A 17,817-nucleotide genomic window follows, 5' to 3' on the forward strand; every position below is an offset into this window, starting at 1 on the left:
GCTGCAAAAGCAGCGTTTTATAACAATTGAAACAGCGGAAATTGATACTAATTCAGCGCTGAATCAGATAGCGGATCGTCGGGCCGTTCTGTTCTATCTCCAACACCTTGTAGCCGTGGTTTTTGGCATCCAGCGGAATATTGTTGATCGACTGTGGGCAGTCGCTGATCACTTCCAGAATTTCACCGGGCTTGAGCTGGGGCATAGCCTCCAGGGTGGCAACAGCGGGATATGGACAGGGTTCACCAACCATATCTAATTGATAATCAGGAGTATATTGGCTCATTACGCGGCCTCCGCAGTCAGTTGAGCATCCCGTTTGGCTTTACGGGCGAAGAATTGTTTTTCCCAGGCGAGCATGGCGACAAATGCCAGGCCCAGCATCAGATAGGTGGCCAACAAGCCGCCCTTGTCCCCTAAGCTGGAAAGCAGGTTGACCTTGTCCCAACTGGTGGCCAGTGGTTCGGCCAAGTCGTCCCAGTAGTAGGCCAGAATGGTGGAGCCGATAACGTTGCCCAGACCAACCCACCAGAAGTGTACCTGCCCTTCCACGGCGCGGTACATCCAACCGGTTTCGCAGCCGCCGGCCAGCACTATGCCGAAACCAAACAGCAAGCCGCCGATAACCGCGTTGGGACCGGCCCACATGATCTTGGGTGAAACCCCAAGTTGCACATAGCTGTAAATCCCTATGGCACTGACCGCCATACCTATAATGATCGCCTTAGCCATATGGGTACGGCCGGTGATCCACATGTCGCGAAATGCCGAGGTAAAGCAGATCTGTGCCCTTTCAATCAGTAGACCGAAACCGACACCGCAAAGCATGGCGATACCTAGCTTGGGCGCATTGAACAGGGTCAGGAGTCCCCAACCGACTATGCCGATAAACACCAGCATACCGATCCGAAAGCGCCGTCTGGCCTGGTTTTCATCCTGCTTGACCGAACTGGCCTTGGTGACCTTCTTCAGCGCCACCGGAATGCGGAACATGGGCAACAAGGTAAACCTGGCGCCAAAGTAGGAACCGGCAGCAGTGGCCAACGCAAAGAACCAGGCATGCAACGAGAACTGTGGGATCCCGGTAAAGAAGGCCGCCAGGTTACAACCCATGGCCAAGCGGGCACCGAAGCCGGCTATGATGCCGCCAACCAGGGCCTGCATGATAAGCACCCGACTCTGTGGCATTCTGAGCTTGACGTTATTGGCCCATAGCGCCGCGGCGATACAACCACCGAACATGCCGATAATCATCATGCCGTCGATACGATCCAGCGGCGTGCCGGCCAAACCTATCACCTTGAAATAACCCCAGGTTTCCGGCTCAGCACCAAGCATTTGCAACAAGTGCCCACCCCAGCGGGTGAATTCGCCGGTCACGGCCCAGAAGGTACCGGTAAGACCAAAATAGTAAGTGGAAAGAATACCGGCGGCGATAACCGCCGGCATGGGGGCCCAGAAACGGACCAGATATTGTTGTTTAAATTGTTGCCATGTCATGTCATTACCCTAATGAACGAGACCTTGCCAAAACGGACACGGGCGTGTCCGTCAACCATTTTGTAAGGTGCGAACAAACAGCCCACAGCAACTGACCTGTCGCACCTTATTTCATGCCTTTACGGCGATAAAACCGCTGGAGTGCAGCAAACGACCGGCTGTCTGTCATAGTCAAAGCACTAAAGACCGGCCGAAACTGAGTTCCGACCGGTCACAAGAGTGTTTAACAACGATGACGAGCAGACAGTAGACGCTGTGCTAAAGAAAGGGCGAACAAGTCCCGTGAGGACTTTGTCTCTACTTACTTAAATGGCCTTGGCCAGGCGATCGCGGCTCAACCCCGTCAGTCTGTGACCATGGGTGTAGAGCGTCGCACGACCGTTGCGGCAAAAGCCCACCAGCGTGATGTTGCTCTTCTCGGCCAACTCCAACGCCAGTGAGGTCACGGCGGACATGGCAAAAAGAATCTGAATATTGGCACTGGCAGCCTTTTGCACCATCTCGAAACTGGCTCTGCTGGTCAATAAAACCGCGATTGGCCGCTCGGCATTTTTCTGTGAAAAGGCACCGATTAACTTATCCAGTGCTATATGTCTTCCAATATCTTCATAGGCATCAATAATATGCCCATCTTTATTTAAACCCATGGCAGCATGGGTGGCACCAGTTAATTTAAAGTGCTGTTGATTATCCTTAACAAAACCCAAAGCAACCTTTAAATTATTGATATTAAACTCGGCACCATCATCAACTCGAATAACAGGTTTAACCGCTTCTTCAAGTTGGGCAACACCGCAAAGTCCACAACCGGTTCTACCGGCCATATTGCGTCTTTGTTGCTTTAATTCCATAAAACATCTTTGGGTTATCTCAATCTGAACCAGCACACCTTCTTCGGTATGCTCAAGTTCAATACCCTTGATTTCATTTATATTTCTGACTATGCGCTCCGACAGGGTAAAGCCGATAGCAAAGGCTTCGAGATCCTGCGGACTGGCTAACATTACCGTGTGGGCAATGCCGTTATAGACCAGGGCGATTCTCACTTCGTTCGCTAAGTAGTCAGTTAATTCAGAAGCCTGCCCTTGTTCCATAAGGGTGACTTGTTTCTCGGTGACAACGTCATGCGAATAATAATCCATAAGTACCCTCTGAACCTATCTAAATAATAAAAATTTACAGACTTTAAAATAAAACAAGAGCTATATCACAAACTTATAAAGTAAATAAAAACAGGGTTGCTTCAACTGAATTCATTTTCTATTATCCTTGTGTCTTTCGATGGAAGAACGTCGTCTCCGGTGAGGCGTCCGGACTTCAAATCCGGGTGGGGCTGCCAGCAGTCCCGGGTAGGTTCGACTCCTATGTTCTTCCGCCAATCTTCATGGGACCAGAAAAGTTCAGCGTCCCGGATCTCCCGACTGTTACTGCGATATTTCCTGCGGGTAAAACCGCTGCGATCGAAAAACTCCAACAGTTGGATACTCACCTTGCGGCCAAGACCTATCATCGCCTTGAACTCGGCGGTTTCCAGTTGCCCCTTTAGCGCTAAATGACCACGAATAAGATCCGCGTAGTGGCACAACTTACTGCTGAGCAGGTATCTGTCTTTCACCACTGCGGTGATAAATCCCTGTTGCACCAACTGGAAGCACAGCGGCCGCAGTTCGCCCGGATCCAGCTCAAGATATTCGGCCATCTCAGTCACCCACACAGGGGTATCTTGCTGCTCGAGCCAGGGAGATAAACGCTGCCAACAAGCTTCAGCTTGGGGATCCAAAGTCATTCTGTGTTGTGGCAACTGCAGTAAGGCGCCGCGCAGTACCATGCGGCGATCGCGACAGAGGCGCTCCAGGATCAAACTGGCAAGTGGCAAGGGGAACTTACTGTGACTCATACGCAGCAGGCGATTACGCCCCAACCCCAATTGATCCGGGTGCTGCTGATGGTATTGCTCCAATAAGGACAAATAGTGCTGCTGCTCGGCCTCAAGCAGTTCAGGTGCCAACAGGAAGCCGCCGTGGCGGCTGAGTCCGGCTTCCTGAATGAGTCGGGTCAAACCGGCTTCAGTCAGTTGCCAACGCCAAGCCAAATCAGCCACGGCCAAGGCCTGCTGTCTACCCAGGTAAGCCAATGCAGCGGCCGGAGTTTCGGCATCGGCGAGACAGCCAATAAGAGCGAGCCGCTCTTCGGTGCGTTTCTTGCGATTGGGTACAGTCAGCGCCAGCACTCTGGCGGCACCCAGGGTGTGCTTGCCACTGGCGTGACGCAGTACTATGGGGTCGTCCTGACATAATAACAACGGCTTATCCAACACCAGCTCAGCCAGGCAGTAGCCGCGCTCATCAGCCTCGGTCAACTGGGATATGCGTCCCAGGGTATGCTCGGCGCCGTGGTGGCAATGTACGCTCTGCCAGTGAGTCACAGGTTCAAAGGCACGGATCTGCACCACAGGGCGACCACAGGCATCCGGCTGTGGCAAGCTGCTGAGCCAATCGCCGCGCTGCGGCGCTCTGTGGTTATCGACACCACTGAGATTGAGGGCAACGCGGGTGCCCGGCAACGCCGTCTGCGACTCCTGTCCCTGGCAGTGAATGCCGCGGATCCTCAGCTTGTCTTTCTGACCCGAGCTGTAGAGGTTATCACCGACCTTGGCACTGCCACTGATCACTGTGCCCGTGACCACCCAACCGGCGCCCTTAACGCTGAATGCCCGATCCAGGGTCATGCGAAAGGCCTGCTGCGCGTCTGCTGCAATACAAGCCTTTTCAAGCTGCAGCTCGCTCGATGCCAGCGCCAGAATATGCTCTCTGAGCGAGTCGATCCCCTGGCCATTACTGGCCGAAACGCTAAAGACGCCGGAGGCCTTGAGGGCAAACTCGCAAAGCAGCGCCTCACTCTCTGCAACCACTTCATCGATGCGGGCCCGCTCCACCAGGTCACTCTTGGTAAGCACCAGTGTCAGGCTTTCAAGCGGCAACATGGCTAAAATTTGCAGGTGTTCACGGGTCTGCGGCATCACGCCGTCATCACAGGCCAGCACCAAGAGCGCGTGCCTGGCATGACTGACGCCCACCAGCATGTTATTGATAAACTTTTCATGACCCGGCACATCGATAAAGGCCAGCCGTTGTTCGTCGGCAAACGGCATAAAGGCATAACCCAGATCTATGGTCATGCCGCGGCGTTTCTCTTCCGGCAATCTGTCGGTATTTTGCCCTGTCAGGGCCCGAATCAGGCTGGTCTTGCCATGGTCTACATGGCCGGCAGTTACCAGGATCACAGCGATACTCCCAGGGTGCTCAGCTCGGCCAGCAGCTCGGCTTCATCGTCTACCCCGCGCAGATCCAGCAGCAGTTGCTCATTACTGATCCGGCCGATCACCGGCCGCTCGGCCTGCTTGAAATGTTGCTCAAGCTCAATCAGGCTAGCCCCCGGATTGGCGCTGAACGCCAGCGCCACCGAAGGCAGGAAGGTATCCGGCTGTGAGCCACTGCCCACCTGGGTGCGGCACTCCACCAGCTCCAGCTGATAGCCGGGGGCAAACAGGGGCTGCAACGCCTGGTGTAAACGACTGCCAAGCAGCTTGAGTTGTTGCTGACTGCGGCCGAACTTGGCCATCATAGGTAGTTCAGTATCCAGGGTTTCCGGGTTGAGATAGTGGATCAGTGTGGCTTCCAGCGCCGCCAGAATCAGTTTGTCGCAGCGCAGCGCCCGCTTGAGCGGATGGCTTTGCAATTTATTGATAAGCGACTGTTTACCGACAATCAGCCCGGACTGAGGGCCACCGAGCAGCTTGTCGCCGGAGAAGCTCACCAAATCGACCCCATCGGCCAGCATCGCCTGCGGAGTAGGTTCCTGCTTGAGCCCGAAGCGGCGCAAGTCGGTGAGCGAGCCACTGCCGAGATCCGAGATCAGCGAAATATCATGCTCGCGGCACAGGGTCGCCAGCCGCGACTCTTCCACCGAGGCGGTAAAGCCCTGAATATGGTAGTTACTGGTGTGCACCTTCATAATGGCGGCGGTGTTTTCGGTTATCGCCTGTTCGTAATCCCTGAGATGGGTTCGGTTGGTGCTGCCCACTTCTACCAGAGTAACCCCGGCCTGACGCATGATGTCGGGGATCCGGAAGGCGCCGCCTATCTCCACCAGCTCGCCGCGGGAAACTATCACCTCTTTACCTGTGGCCACCGCCGACAGCATCAACAGCACAGCGGCGGCATTGTTGTTAACCACACAGCAGGCATCGGCGCCGGTGAGGCGGTGAATGAGTGAGCTGACGGCATTGTCTCTATGGCCGCGCTTGCCGGCCTGCAGCTCAAATTCCAGTGGGGTCGGGTAACGCATCACAGAAGTGACGGCCTCTATGGCCGCCTCGGACTGCTGCGCCCGTCCCAGGTTGGTGTGCAGCAGGGTGCCGGTGAGGTTCCATACCGGCCGTAAACTATGGCGATAATCGCTGGACAGCTGATCAACCAAAATGCCATACAAGGCTTGGTGTGAGTGACACCAGTCGGGCAGGCGTTGCTCACGGCCTATCCCGGCTCTTGCCAGCCGAAGTTGTCCATCCAACGCCTGTTTGACGGCGGCCTTGCCAAAGCGGCTCAGCAGCGGAGCCAGCGCTGGCTCGGCCAGCAGGCTATCCATGGAAGGCAAAGCCCGATAGAGGTCTTTGAGGGTATCGGCAGTTTGGGTCATCATCTGTTTCATCATTGACTGAATAAAGGGAGGGCCTTAGCCCTCCCGGCTTTCTTACTAGCTGGTTACTCGCTGTCTTCCGTCTCGTGGGCCAGCAACAAAGGATTGACTGTGGTGGCACCATAGCCTTTCTCGTTGAGCTGACTGTCGAGCATCAGGGTCGCCAAATCATCGGCGGCCACATCCATCAGCGGCGACTTTTCGAGGAACATCATCTTGGTATAACCATGACAGGCCTCGCAGCTTTCGATGCGAACTTCGGCCTGATAGTCGTCCAAAGACCAGAGGGTCATCTCCTTGTCATGCCCGCAGCAAGTGCAATGGGCACGTATGAAGTGCCACTCGCTCTCACACAGGCTGCAATGCAGATAACGCAAACCGGCTCTGGGTTCATCGACTATCACGCTGGCAACCGGATGACTGCCACAAACCGGACACAGGCTCTGCTGTTTGACCTGGCGCTGATCCATGCGCTGAATAACTGCCGGCGCCCAGTGAGACCAATAAAGCCCCATGGCAGCCCACAGAAACAGACTGAACCTGGCGGGCACTGCACTCAGGTTGCCCTGACGCAGCGCCTGCCCCCAGGCACTCAATTGCTCGGGGGCCTGTTGCATCAAAAGACGCAGCACCCGGGCGACCGACTCATCCACCTGAGGCAGGAGTTCACTGAGCAGTTGCTGCAGCAAACTCTGCCAATAGCTGTCGGCACTGGGACCCAAGTCTGCGAGGGGCAACCCCTCGGACTTGTCCCAGGCGGGAGGAAGACCGAAGTCTTCCTCCGCCGCCAGTTTGGCCTGTACGGCGACCAAACGGCGACACAGCTCCAGGTAATCAGCCAGCGGCGAGTCCTTGGCCAACACTTCCAGACGCTTGGCTCTGCGCAGATAAACGCTGACAGGATCGGCGGCTTTCAGTGGTTTGAGCTCCAGCGGCGACTCGCTGCCGGGGGCCAGGGGTATCTCGGCTGTTTGACTCATTTAGTGTTTCTCCGCTTCCGAATCTTCTTCCAGCATTCTGGGGTGGTGCTTACGGCACCAGGCCTTGGAGACCTTGCCGTAAAGCATGCCCGCAACCGAACCTTCTACCCAGGTCGCCATCCAGAAGTGCACCATCACGAAAATCAGCATGATGAGAGCACAGATGGCGTGCACCAGAATCGCCCAGCCAATGGTAGTGGCTGAGAAATAAGGTGCAAAATAGGGCTGCCACATGATGAAACCAGTCACCGTCAGTCCGATGGAGGTCACCACGAAAGCACGGAACAGCACCTTTTGCCCAGGGTTGTAATGGCCGATAGGCGGGATCTTGTCCTCGTTCTCAAACATCACATCCTTGATGGACAGCATCCATTTCAGGTCGTTCTTCTCCCACTTGTTGTGATGGTAGTAACGCACCAACATCAACATCAGCGGCAAACACATAAACAACCCGGCAATGGGGTGAACGAAGCGCGCCAATTGAGGCGTGCCCGCAATAGCCCCCATCCACTGGAAGGAAGGATAAAAGAACGAAAACCCGGTCAGAAAGGTGACCAAACCTGCCGCCACAATGAACCAGTGGCAGATGCGGTCAAACAGCTTATGACGCACTATCATCTCTTGCTTGTGATGCTTGCTCATTTGCCGTCCTCCTCTTTCTGAGCCGCTTGCTGATCTTCCTCAGGCGGCTGATAACCGGGTTGATCCTCTTCGACTATGTTGCGACCAACGGTGATCTTGTGCAGACAAGCCACAGCAGCTGTTGCCAGGATCCCCACAGTACCCAGAGGCTTGACCCAGTCCTGCCACAGAGTGACAGACAGTGGGATCTGTGGATCTTCCGGCATGTTGTAGCTTTCGGGCTGAGTGACATCGTGCAATATCATCATCATCGCTGTGCCACCCACACCTTCCGGGTTGTACAACCCAGCCTTGGCAAAGCCACGCTCTTTGAGCTCGGCCACCCGCTTGTCGGCATAGAACAACATGTCTTCACGAGTACCGAAGCGCAGTGCGCCTGTGGTACAGGTCTTGACGCAAGAAGGCTCCAGTCCGACTGCCAAGCGGTCGGAACACATGGTGCACTTGTAGGCCTTGTTATCCTTGGGGTCGATTTTGGGGATATCGAACGGACAGGCACTGGCGCAGTAACCGCAACCAACACACTTGTCTGAATCGAAATCCACTACCCCGTTGGCGTGCTGGATAATGGCGCCTGCGGTCGAACACGCCTTGAGACAGGCAGGATCGGCGCAGTGCATACAAGCTGAGTGAGTGAACTGCCAGCGCAACTTGTTGCGCTCGTCCATCACCTCGTTGTACTCCATCAAGGTCCAGACCTGGCCGGAGAGTTTCATCGGGTTTTGATAACTGCCCTCGAAACTGCCCACTTCTTCACGCAGATCGTTCCATTCGGAACACGCCACCTGACAGGCCTTACAACCGTTACACTTGGTCGCATCAAACAGTTTTGCTACCTGCTTGATATCACCAATCCGAGTTTGCGATGCCGGCGTTGCCGCTGAGGTGCCTGAGCGTCGAATAATATCTTGTGTTGCCATTATCAGACCTCCGCCTTCTCAACGTTCACCAGGAACGCTTTGTACTCAGGAACACCCGTGTTGGCATCACCCATCTCTGTGGTCAGCACGTTACAGGTATATGCCTTCTTGGTGAGGGCGTTATGACTACCGTGACGTGGAATACCCAGGGTGTGTACCGTTTGACCATTGACTTGCAGTGGCTGCAAACGCTTGGTCACCAGAGCCTTGGTAAAGATGTGGCCACGCTTGGAGCTCACCTTCACCAAATCACCATTCTTGATGCCTTTTTCTGCCGCCAACTGCTCGTTCATTTCCACAAAAGTCTCTGGCATGGAGATCGCCGCCAAACGGCAGTGAGTCGTCCAGAAGTTAAAGTGTTCAGTGAGCGAGTATGTGGTACAGGCGTAAGGGAACTCCTCTTTGGTGCCTATGGTTTCTTTCACACCCTCAAACCAACGCAGCACTGGGCTGTGCACCACTTTAGGATGCAATGGGTTGGTCCCGATTGGTGATTCCACCGGCTCATAGTGCTCAGGGAACGGCCCTTCTTTCAGCAGCTTCAGGGCGAACAAACGGCCCACACCTTCTGCCTGCATGATGAATGGGTGCGCGCTGTCCTGTGGATTGAGCTTGGCGTTGAAGTCAGGCACGTCTATGCCTTCCCACTTGCCATCCTTCCACTCGACTATGGTGCGTTTTGGATCCCAAGGCTTACCGTTGACATCACAAGAGGCGCGGTTGTAGAGCACCCGGCGGTTGGCAGGCCAAGCAAATGCCCATCCCGGGGTTATCCCCTTGCCGGATGGATCATGGTTGTCACGGCGTGCCATCTGGTTGCCTTGCTCGGTCCAGGAACCGGCATAGATCCAACAGGCACAGGCGGTGCTGCCATCGTCCTTGAGTTCACTAAAGCTGCTCAGTTGACGGCCGGTGTTAACATCGTATCCGTTCAACTCTTTGGTCAGCTCCACCGAGCTTGGGTTATGCGGATCGGCATAGTCCCACTTGACCGCTTCCACAGGCTCAGGCAGTTTACCGCCCTCTTCGCGATACAGCTTTTTCATCTCCAGCAAAATGCCGGCCACAATCTCAGAGTCGGGCATGGATTCGCCGGGAGCATTGGCACCCTTGTAGTGCCACTGCATCCAGCGACCCGAGTTGACGATGGAACCTTCTTCCTCGGCAAAACAGGTTGTGGGCAGACGGAACACTTCCGTTTGGATACTGGCGGTATCAACTTCGTTGTAATCCGGCTCATGTTGCCAGAAGGTCGCGGTTTCAGATGCCAAGTTATCAAGTACAATCAAATACTTGAGCTTGCTCAACGCCTTGAGGTTCTTGTTGCGGTTAGGCATAGAGTTAATCGCGTTAACCCCCTGCACAATACAACCGTTGATCTGACCGCGATACATCATGTCAAGATAGCGGCCAAAGTCATACATCTGATCCCACTTAGGCAACCAGTCATAACCAAAGTCGTTTTCAGCTGTGGCATGCTTGCCCCAGAAGCCCTTCATTTGCGAGATAAAGAACTTGGGATAGTTTTGCCAATAGTTGGTCTGACCCGGACGCAACGGCTTAGGCGTATAGTGATCCAGATAAGTCTGCAGATTGACGTCTTTATCATTGGGTAGCTTAAGGTAGCCCGGTAGGCTCTGACACAGCAGACCCATATCGGTAGAACCCTGAACGTTGGCGTGACCACGCAAGGCGTTAACCCCACCACCCAACTGGCCAATGTTACCCAACAGCAACTGCACCATCGCCATGGTACGAATGTTCTGCGCACCCTTACTGTGGTGAGTCCAGCCCAGGGCATACATAAAGGTCGCCGCCCTGTCTTTGGTGTAAGTGCTGCCAATCGCCTCACAGACCACTTGGTAGTCGTCTACCGGTGTCCCTGTGATGTTGCTGACAGTGGCAAAGTCGTAACGTTCTACGTGCTGTTTCAGCAAGTTCCATACGCAACGTGGGTGCTCAAGGGATTCATCCACCTTGGCATAGCCGTTTTCGTCGAGTTGATAGAACCAGGATTCTTTATCGTAGTCGCCCTTCTCTTCATCAAAACCTGAGAACAGACCTTCGTGGAATTCAAAGTCTTCCCGCACCAGATAGCTGGCGTTGGTATAGGCCTTCACATAGTCGAAGTTGATCTGGTTGGTGGAGATCAGATAGCGGATCACACCCAGCAAGAACGCAATGTCTGTGCCTGAGCGGATAGGAGCATAGTGATCGGCCAAAGCAGCACTACGGTTGAAACGAGGGTCAACCACAATCAATTTGGCATTGTTATGTTGCATAGCTTCCGTGACCCAGCCGAAACCGACAGGGTGCGCTTCTGCAGCATTACCGCCCATAATGATCACTACATTAGAGTTCTTGATGTCGATCCAGTGGTTGGTCATGGCACCGCGCCCAAATGTTGGAGCAAGACTTGCTACCGTTGGGGAGTGTCAGTTACGTGCAATGGTATCGATGGCGACTAAGCCAAGAGAACGAGCAAACTTTTGAGTCGCAAAACCACTCTCGTTCGCCATACCGGATGAGGTCATCATCCCTGTAGTCAACCAACGGTTGACTGTTACGCCATCGGCGTTCTTCTCAATCAGGTTGGCATCACGATCGTCTTTCATCAAACGGGCAATACGCTTGTAAGCTTCGCCCCAACTGATGCGCTTCCATTCATTGCTACCCGGAGCGCGATACTCAGGGTACTGCAGACGGTGCGGACTGTTAACATAGTCCACCAGGCCTGCGCCTTTAGGGCAGAGCGCCCCACGGTTTACCGGATGATCGGCATCACCTTCAATATGAAAAATGGCATGTTCAGAGTTTTTGCCACCGCTGCCTTGGCTATACATAAGCAAGCCACAACCCACCGAGCAATACGGGCAGTTGTTGCGGGTCTCTTTAGCTCTGAGTAGTTTGAATTCCCGAACTGCGGCATAAGCCTTCTCGGACAACAACCCCAGCGCAGATATGGCTGAAGTTGCCGCCCCGGCAGCGCACAGTTTGAAAAACTGACGTCTGTTCATAGCGTCCTCACACTCTTGTCGTTATGAGTTTTGATGGGGGTCACCCCTTTCGGCGGCGACCTACCGAGTGCAGTAAAATTAAAGACCACACTTCATGTAGGATTATCCTTAAAGACACTCAGGATAACAAATAATGACACGAGACCAGGATCACAAAGAGATAGCTATGACATCTTGAACCATAAAATGATATAGATACAGAACTAAAACCCAACAAATAGACTTAAAATAGTTTATAAAGCCAAAACGAACAAAAAATACACCAAAAGACATTTTGTCCAAATATATAGGTAAATTTTGTCCCATTAACGAAAAAGGCAGGATGAATAGCCATTAACTGAGGTTCAATCGACGGGAAAAAGAAAAGGATAGTGCTAAAAAAGCCGACAACTAAGACAAGGGGAAATAACTGAATGAACGAATATAACAGATAAAACAAAGTATTACATCAGTAACACCTTTACACTATCTGCAGTAGCAAACCGAGGGAGCAGAATAACCGTCATCAAGTCAAATTGACCCACCGCCTAAAAAACCATCAAACACTAAACGACAGATAAGCCACTCACAAATGTAAAGATTGTCAATTTTTACCAAAAATATCCTGCCGCTATTGGCGAATCAGGCATAGCGGGCACTGACTTGAGACCAAAAGCGCATCTGTACCTAATCAGGAAAGCATCTCAGTTAAGCGTCCATGACGCCGATAATATTGCTAAAGGCCTGGTCAGGTTCAAGGAGACGGAGCCAAACAAGCAATGGCCCGCTTTCGAGCTTCAAGCTATTACCACCAAAAGAGCCGCGACTATAGCTCGAGAGGCACCAAGCAAAAAGCCACTGCAGTTGCAGTGGCTTTTTCTGGTATATAAGCACAAGTGCCTATCTCCAATAGACCTCAGAATGGGATATCATCATCCCAGCCGTCATCCAGATCCGGCGTGTAGTTCTGCTGTTGTGGCTGAGGCTGTGGTGCCGGACGCTGCTGTGGAGCCGCCTGTTGTGGCGCAGGCTGCTGTGGCTTGGGCGCATAACCTGAGTTCTGCTGCTGACCATAACTTTGCTGCTGCGGCGCGTTGTACTGCTGCTGTGGCTGCTGTGGCTGCTGAGCAGGCTTGGGCTGATAGCCGCCGGACTGCTGTGGCGCATTGTATTGGGACTGAGACTGTGCCTGACCACCGCCGTAACCACCTTGGTTTTGGTTCATACCACCTTGGTTCATACCGCCCTGGTTGCCGCCCTGGCTCATACCACCTTGATTTTGGTTACGGCCACCCAGCATCTGCATAGTACCGCCCATATCGACAACCACTTCAGTGGTGTACTTATCCTGACCGCTCTGATCTTTCCACTTGCGGGTCTGCAGCTTGCCTTCCAGATACACTTGCGAGCCTTTGCGCAGGTACTCACCGGCAATTTCAGCCAGCTTGCCGAACATGACAACCCTGTGCCACTCGGTGCGCTCTTGCTGTTGGCCCTGCTGGTCTTTCCATGACTCACTGGTGGCCACTGTGATATTCGCTACGGCGTTGCCGTTTGGCATGTAGCGCACCTCTGGGTCCTGCCCCAGATTGCCCACCAGAATTACCTTATTAACACCACGACTGGCCATCGAAATCTCCTGCGATTTTCACTTAAACTTAGCTTAATTGACAGAGCCTAACACAGCTCTGGCTCGTCTTAAATCGAATTGATCGTTCACCTTGAGGTAAGCGACTTTTTCTTCCAAAACCACTATGGCCTCGGCAACCCCCGGCAATTGAGAAAGCTCAGCGGCCATCTTCTGCGCCTGCTCTCGACCACTCACTTGAGCCTCTAGAGTGTAACTCTTGAGCAGCACAGGATTTTTCATTCCCAGGGTCAATGCCAGCCAGATAATCAGCAGCACCACTGCCACACTAAACACTCCGGCAGCGCCCATGATTTGATAGGCGCCACCACCGAGCAAACCGCCACAGAAGGCGCCGAGAAACTGACTGGTAGAATACACACCCATGGCCGAACCTTTGGCCCCCACGGGACAAAACTTGGCGATCAGGCTGGGCAGTGAGGCTTCCAAGTAATTAAAACCGGTAAAAAAGGCCACTATGGCGACCGCCAACACCCAAAGACTATGGGAAAACAGCGCCATCGCCAGCAAAGATGCCAGCATGATCACCAAAGCAAACTGAAACATCCCCTTGGTATTATTGCGCTTCACGCCAATGATGATCAGCGGCACCATCAAAAAGAAGGCGCCGACAAAGGCCGGGAAGTACAGCATCCAGTGCTTTTCTTTAACAAGACCGGCATCGACCAAGTCCAGCGGCAATGCCACGAATACCGCCGTCAGCACCAAATGCAGAATAAAAATACCGGCATCGAGGCGAAATAGCTGTGGATCTTTAAGCATATTTTTCAGCTTGCCCGGTTCCGCCATGGTATCGCCCTTGGGCGCATGAGCCACAGGGTTTGGCACCAACAACTGCACTATCAGCATTCCCAGCAACGCCAGGCCCGCCGTCAGGGCAAACAAGCCCGATAGCCCAAGATGCTGCGCCACCACAGGCCCCACCAACAGCGATAAGGCAAAGGAGAAACCTATGCACATACCTATGATGGCCATCACCTTGGTGCGTTGTTCATCCCGGGTAAGATCCGCCGCCAATGCCAGCACGGCAGCGGCAATGGCGCCCATGCCCTGCAAGGCGCGGCCGGCGACAACGCCGTAGATGCTGTCGGACATGGCAGCCAAAACACTGCCAAGAGCAAACACCAACAGGCCGCCGAGGATCACCGGTTTGCGGCCAATTCTGTCTGACAGTATCCCCATGGGGATCTGCAGTATCGCTTGAGTCAGACCATAGGCGCCGATGGCAATACCCACCCACAGAGGTGAGAAGCCTTTGAGATCTTGTCCATAGAGCGCGAAGACAGGCATGATCATAAACAAGCCCATCATGCGCAGCCCAAACACACTGGCTAATGAGAACGCGACTTTTCTTTCAGTGCCGGAAAGTCCACCGTTGGCCATAGTTTTTGCCCTGGATTAAGAATTTTTTAAGGGAGCGCATGTTACCACGAAGGTTTTGAACAGCTCAAAGAGAAAAACCCAAGTCTCCCTCAGCCCTCGGCTGAGGGCTTGCTACTGACAGTATGGTGTCAGTAGCACAAATGCGTCGCCGCTATCGGCACAAGGCAAAATATGTGATACTTGTGCTCTTTTTCTCCAGTGATTAGCCAAAGTAGAGACTGATGGACAAGATAGACATCCGCGGTGCCAGAACCCACAATCTCAAGAACATCAATCTGACCATTCCCCGAGACAAACTCATTGTTATTACAGGCTTATCTGGCTCGGGCAAATCTTCTCTCGCCTTCGATACCCTCTACGCCGAAGGTCAGCGGCGCTATGTGGAATCCCTGTCGGCCTATGCCCGCCAATTTTTGAGTCTGATGGAAAAACCGGATGTGGATCATATCGAAGGCCTGAGCCCGGCAATATCGATTGAACAAAAGTCCACTTCCCACAACCCTCGTTCTACCGTGGGAACCATTACCGAAATCTACGACTATCTCAGATTGTTGTTTGCCCGCGTGGGCGAGCCCCGTTGTCCGGTTCACGGCCAGCCGCTGGCGGCACAAACCGTCAGCCAGATGGTAGACAAGGTGCTGGAACGCCCCGAAGGCGAGCGCCTGATGCTGTTGGCTCCCGTAGTGCAGGGCCGCAAGGGTGAGCATGTCAAATTACTGGAGAACCTGGCGGCCCAGGGCTATATTCGCGCCCGTATCGATGGCGAGGTGTGCGATCTTTCCGACCCACCGGCGCTGGATCTGCATGTAAAACACAATATCGATGTGGTGGTTGACCGCTTCAAGGTGCGCGAGGATCTGCAGCAGCGGCTGGCGGAATCTTTCGAAACCGCACTGGAGCTGTCCGGCGGCGTGGCCACTGTGGCCAGCATGGAGGAAGGCAGCAATGAAGAGTTGCTGTTCTCCGCCAACTTCGCCTGCCCTCACTGTGGTTACTCCATGGCCGAGTTGGAACCCAGGCTGTTTTCCTTCAACAACCCCGCGGGTGCCTGCCCGACCTGTGACGGCCTCGGGGTACAGCAGTTTTTCGATCCCGATCGGGTGATCACCAACGACGAGCTGTCGCTGGCGGGCGGCGCCATTCGTGGCTGGGACAGACGCAACTTCTACTATTTCCAGATGCTCACCTCACTGGCCGAGCATTACGGCTTCGATGTGGAAACTCCCTTTGGCGACCTCCCCGCCAAGGTGAAGCAAATAGTGCTCTACGGCTCAGGCAAAGAGAATGTCGCCTTCCGTTATATCAACGATCGCGGCGATGTAGTGGTTCGCAACCATCCGTTCGAGGGCATCCTCAACAACATGGACAGACGCTACCGGGAGACAGAGTCCAACTCTGTGCGTGAAGAGCTGGCCAAGTACATCAGCAACCAGGCCTGTTCCAGCTGTGGCGGCTCACGCCTGCGCGAAGAGGCCCGCAACGTGTTTATCGGCAATATCAACCTGCCGGAGTTGACCACCTGGTCCATTGGTGAGGCCAGCGACTACTTCGCCACCCTGAGCTTTGAGGGGCAAAAGGCGCAGATAGCCGAGAAGATCCTCAAGGAAGTGGGCGATCGCCTGGGCTTTTTGGTCAATGTCGGCCTCAACTACCTGAGTTTATCTCGTTCGGCAGAAACCCTCTCAGGTGGCGAGGCGCAGCGGATCCGCCTGGCCAGCCAAATCGGCGCCGGTCTGGTCGGGGTGATGTATGTACTCGATGAGCCTTCGATTGGTTTGCATCAGCGCGACAACGAGCGCCTGCTCAACACCCTCACTCACCTGCGGGACTTGGGCAACACTGTGATTGTGGTCGAACACGATGAAGACGCCATCCGCATGGCGGATCATATTATCGATATCGGCCCCGGCGCCGGGGTGCATGGCGGTGAAGTGATCTGTGACGGTGACATCAACGCCATCATGGCCTGTGAAGCCTCTGTCACCGGCCAATATATGTCCGGCAAGCAAAAGATCACCGTGGCCGGAGGTCGGGTGCCCTGCGATCCCGACAAGATGATCAAGCTATTCGGTGCCAGCGGCAACAACCTCAAACAGGTAGATCTGGAGATCCCGGTCGGGCTGCTGACCTGTGTCACCGGGGTATCCGGCTCGGGTAAGTCCACCCTGATCAACGACACCTTCTTCAAGATTGCCCATCGCATGCTCAACGGCGCCACCGCCGAAGAGCCGGCGCCTTATGAGCGTATCGAGGGCATGGAACTGTGCGACAAGGTGGTAGATATAGATCAGAGCCCCATAGGCCGCACGCCGCGCTCCAACCCGGCCACCTATACCGGCATATTTACCCCGATCCGCGAACTGTTTTCGGCGACTCAGGAATCCCGTACCCGCGGCTATCAGCCGGGGCGTTTCTCCTTCAACGTCAAGGGCGGCCGCTGTGAGGCCTGTCAGGGTGACGGCCTTATTAAAGTAGAGATGCACTTCCTGCCGGATGTGTACGTGCCTTGCGATGTCTGTAAAGGCAAGCGCTACAACCGTGAAACGCTGGAAGTGAAGTACAAGGGCAAGAACATTCACGAAGTGCTGCAGATGACGGTCGAGGAAGCCCGTGTGTTCTTCGATGCGGTGCCGGCCATTGCCCGTAAACTGCAAACCCTGATGGATGTCGGTCTGTCTTATATACGTTTGGGCCAGAGCGCCACAACCCTTTCCGGCGGCGAGGCTCAGCGGGTCAAACTGGCTAAAGAGTTGTCGAAGCGGGATACCGGCAAGACCCTCTATATTCTGGATGAACCCACCACAGGGCTGCACTTTGCCGATATCCAGCTGCTGCTGGATGTACTGCACAGACTCAAGTCCCAGGGCAACACCATAGTGGTGATTGAACACAATCTGGATGTGATAAAAACAGCCGACTGGATAGTGGATCTGGGGCCGGAAGGTGGCTCGGGTGGCGGCACCATTCTGGTGGCCGGCACCCCGGAGCAGGTGGCCGAGCATCCAGAGTCCCATACCGCCCGCTTCCTGAAGCCTATGCTGTGAGGTGAC

11 protein-coding genes, 1 tRNA gene and 1 pseudogene are annotated in these 17,817 nt (G+C 54.2%); 2 read left to right on the forward strand and 11 right to left on the reverse strand.

What is annotated here, in order from left to right; translation table 11 throughout:
* Nucleotides 1–52: 52 nt before the first annotated feature.
* From yedF to fdhD, 3 genes are all read right to left on the reverse strand, one after another.
* Nucleotides 53–286 carry a sulfurtransferase-like selenium metabolism protein YedF gene (gene yedF, locus AYI96_RS14320; protein ID WP_025010175.1) on the reverse strand — a complete coding sequence of 78 codons (234 nt, stop codon included), beginning with the start codon at nt 284–286 and terminating at the stop codon, nt 53–55.
* A complete protein-coding gene (yedE, locus tag AYI96_RS14325) occupies nt 286–1,500 on the reverse strand; it encodes a selenium metabolism membrane protein YedE/FdhT (protein ID WP_144361830.1) in 1,215 nt (404 codons plus the stop codon). Before yedE ends, yedF begins: the two co-directional genes overlap by 1 nt.
* Nucleotides 1,501–1,805: 305 nt before the next feature.
* A complete protein-coding gene (gene fdhD / locus AYI96_RS14330; protein ID WP_071477196.1) occupies nt 1,806–2,642 on the reverse strand; it encodes a formate dehydrogenase accessory sulfurtransferase FdhD in 837 nt (278 codons plus the stop codon).
* Between the two features lie 141 nt (nt 2,643–2,783).
* On the opposite strand from fdhD, the gene AYI96_RS20345 reads away from it, so the two are divergent.
* Nucleotides 2,784–2,878: transfer RNA gene (locus AYI96_RS20345), tRNA-Sec, on the forward strand.
* Nucleotides 2,879–2,971: 93 nt separating this feature from the next.
* Here AYI96_RS20345 and selB read toward each other — a convergent pair.
* The 8 genes and pseudogenes from selB to AYI96_RS14370 all read right to left on the reverse strand — a co-directional run.
* Nucleotides 2,972–4,783 (reverse strand): annotated as a pseudogene (gene selB, locus AYI96_RS20710) (selenocysteine-specific translation elongation factor); the annotation flags it as partial.
* A complete protein-coding gene (gene selA, locus AYI96_RS14340) occupies nt 4,780–6,201 on the reverse strand; it encodes an L-seryl-tRNA(Sec) selenium transferase (protein WP_039033576.1) in 1,422 nt (473 codons plus the stop codon). The pseudogene selB and the gene selA, both read right to left, overlap by 4 nt.
* A gap of 62 nt (nt 6,202–6,263) precedes the next feature.
* Entirely contained in the window at nt 6,264–7,178 is a 915-nt protein-coding gene (gene fdhE, locus AYI96_RS14345) for a formate dehydrogenase accessory protein FdhE (protein WP_039033518.1), read from the reverse strand.
* The gene (locus tag AYI96_RS14350) at nt 7,179–7,820 is read right to left on the reverse strand and encodes a formate dehydrogenase subunit gamma (RefSeq protein ID WP_039033519.1); all 642 of its coding nucleotides are present in this window, start codon (nt 7,818–7,820) and stop codon (nt 7,179–7,181) included.
* On the reverse strand, nt 7,817–8,740 hold the full coding sequence (gene fdxH, locus AYI96_RS14355; RefSeq protein ID WP_039033520.1) for a formate dehydrogenase subunit beta: 924 nt from the start codon (nt 8,738–8,740) through the stop codon (nt 7,817–7,819). Before fdxH ends, AYI96_RS14350 begins: the two co-directional genes overlap by 4 nt.
* Nucleotides 8,741–8,742: 2 nt before the next feature.
* Nucleotides 8,743–11,757, reverse strand: a complete 3,015-nt coding sequence (gene fdnG, locus AYI96_RS14360) for a formate dehydrogenase-N subunit alpha (protein WP_144361832.1) — start codon at nt 11,755–11,757, stop codon at nt 8,743–8,745.
* Nucleotides 11,758–12,652: 895 nt separating this feature from the next.
* On the reverse strand, nt 12,653–13,366 hold the full coding sequence (ssb, locus tag AYI96_RS14365) for a single-stranded DNA-binding protein (protein ID WP_039033523.1): 714 nt from the start codon (nt 13,364–13,366) through the stop codon (nt 12,653–12,655).
* A 33-nt stretch (nt 13,367–13,399) separates the two neighbouring features.
* Nucleotides 13,400–14,767, reverse strand: coding sequence for an MFS transporter (locus AYI96_RS14370; protein WP_039033524.1), 1,368 nt, complete (start codon nt 14,765–14,767; stop codon nt 13,400–13,402).
* 221 nt (nt 14,768–14,988) lie between these two features.
* Here AYI96_RS14370 and uvrA point away from each other — a divergent pair, with 221 nt between their 5' ends.
* A complete protein-coding gene (uvrA, locus tag AYI96_RS14375; protein WP_144361833.1) occupies nt 14,989–17,811 on the forward strand; it encodes an excinuclease ABC subunit UvrA in 2,823 nt (940 codons plus the stop codon).
* Nucleotides 17,812–17,817: the final 6 nt, after the last annotated feature.

This window comes from Shewanella sp. MSW (genome assembly GCF_007636515.1).
In the GTDB taxonomy this organism is placed as follows: Bacteria; Pseudomonadota; Gammaproteobacteria; order Enterobacterales; family Shewanellaceae; genus Shewanella; species Shewanella indica.

What these genes read in the sequence shown, in the direction of transcription:
- yedF (WP_025010175.1), bottom strand. Translation starts at nt 286, where the DNA reads ATGAGCCAATATACTCCTGATTATCAATTAGATATGGTTGGTGAACCC.
- yedE (WP_144361830.1), bottom strand. Translation starts at nt 1,500, where the DNA reads ATGACATGGCAACAATTTAAACAACAATATCTGGTCCGTTTCTGGGCC.
- fdhD (WP_071477196.1), bottom strand. Translation starts at nt 2,642, where the DNA reads ATGGATTATTATTCGCATGACGTTGTCACCGAGAAACAAGTCACCCTT.
- selA (WP_039033576.1), bottom strand. Translation starts at nt 6,201, where the DNA reads ATGATGACCCAAACTGCCGATACCCTCAAAGACCTCTATCGGGCTTTG.
- fdhE (WP_039033518.1), bottom strand. Translation starts at nt 7,178, where the DNA reads ATGAGTCAAACAGCCGAGATACCCCTGGCCCCCGGCAGCGAGTCGCCG.
- AYI96_RS14350 (WP_039033519.1), bottom strand. Translation starts at nt 7,820, where the DNA reads ATGAGCAAGCATCACAAGCAAGAGATGATAGTGCGTCATAAGCTGTTT.
- fdxH (WP_039033520.1), bottom strand. Translation starts at nt 8,740, where the DNA reads ATGGCAACACAAGATATTATTCGACGCTCAGGCACCTCAGCGGCAACG.
- ssb (WP_039033523.1), bottom strand. Translation starts at nt 13,366, where the DNA reads ATGGCCAGTCGTGGTGTTAATAAGGTAATTCTGGTGGGCAATCTGGGG.
- AYI96_RS14370 (WP_039033524.1), bottom strand. Translation starts at nt 14,767, where the DNA reads ATGGCCAACGGTGGACTTTCCGGCACTGAAAGAAAAGTCGCGTTCTCA.
- uvrA (WP_144361833.1), top strand. Translation starts at nt 14,989, where the DNA reads ATGGACAAGATAGACATCCGCGGTGCCAGAACCCACAATCTCAAGAAC.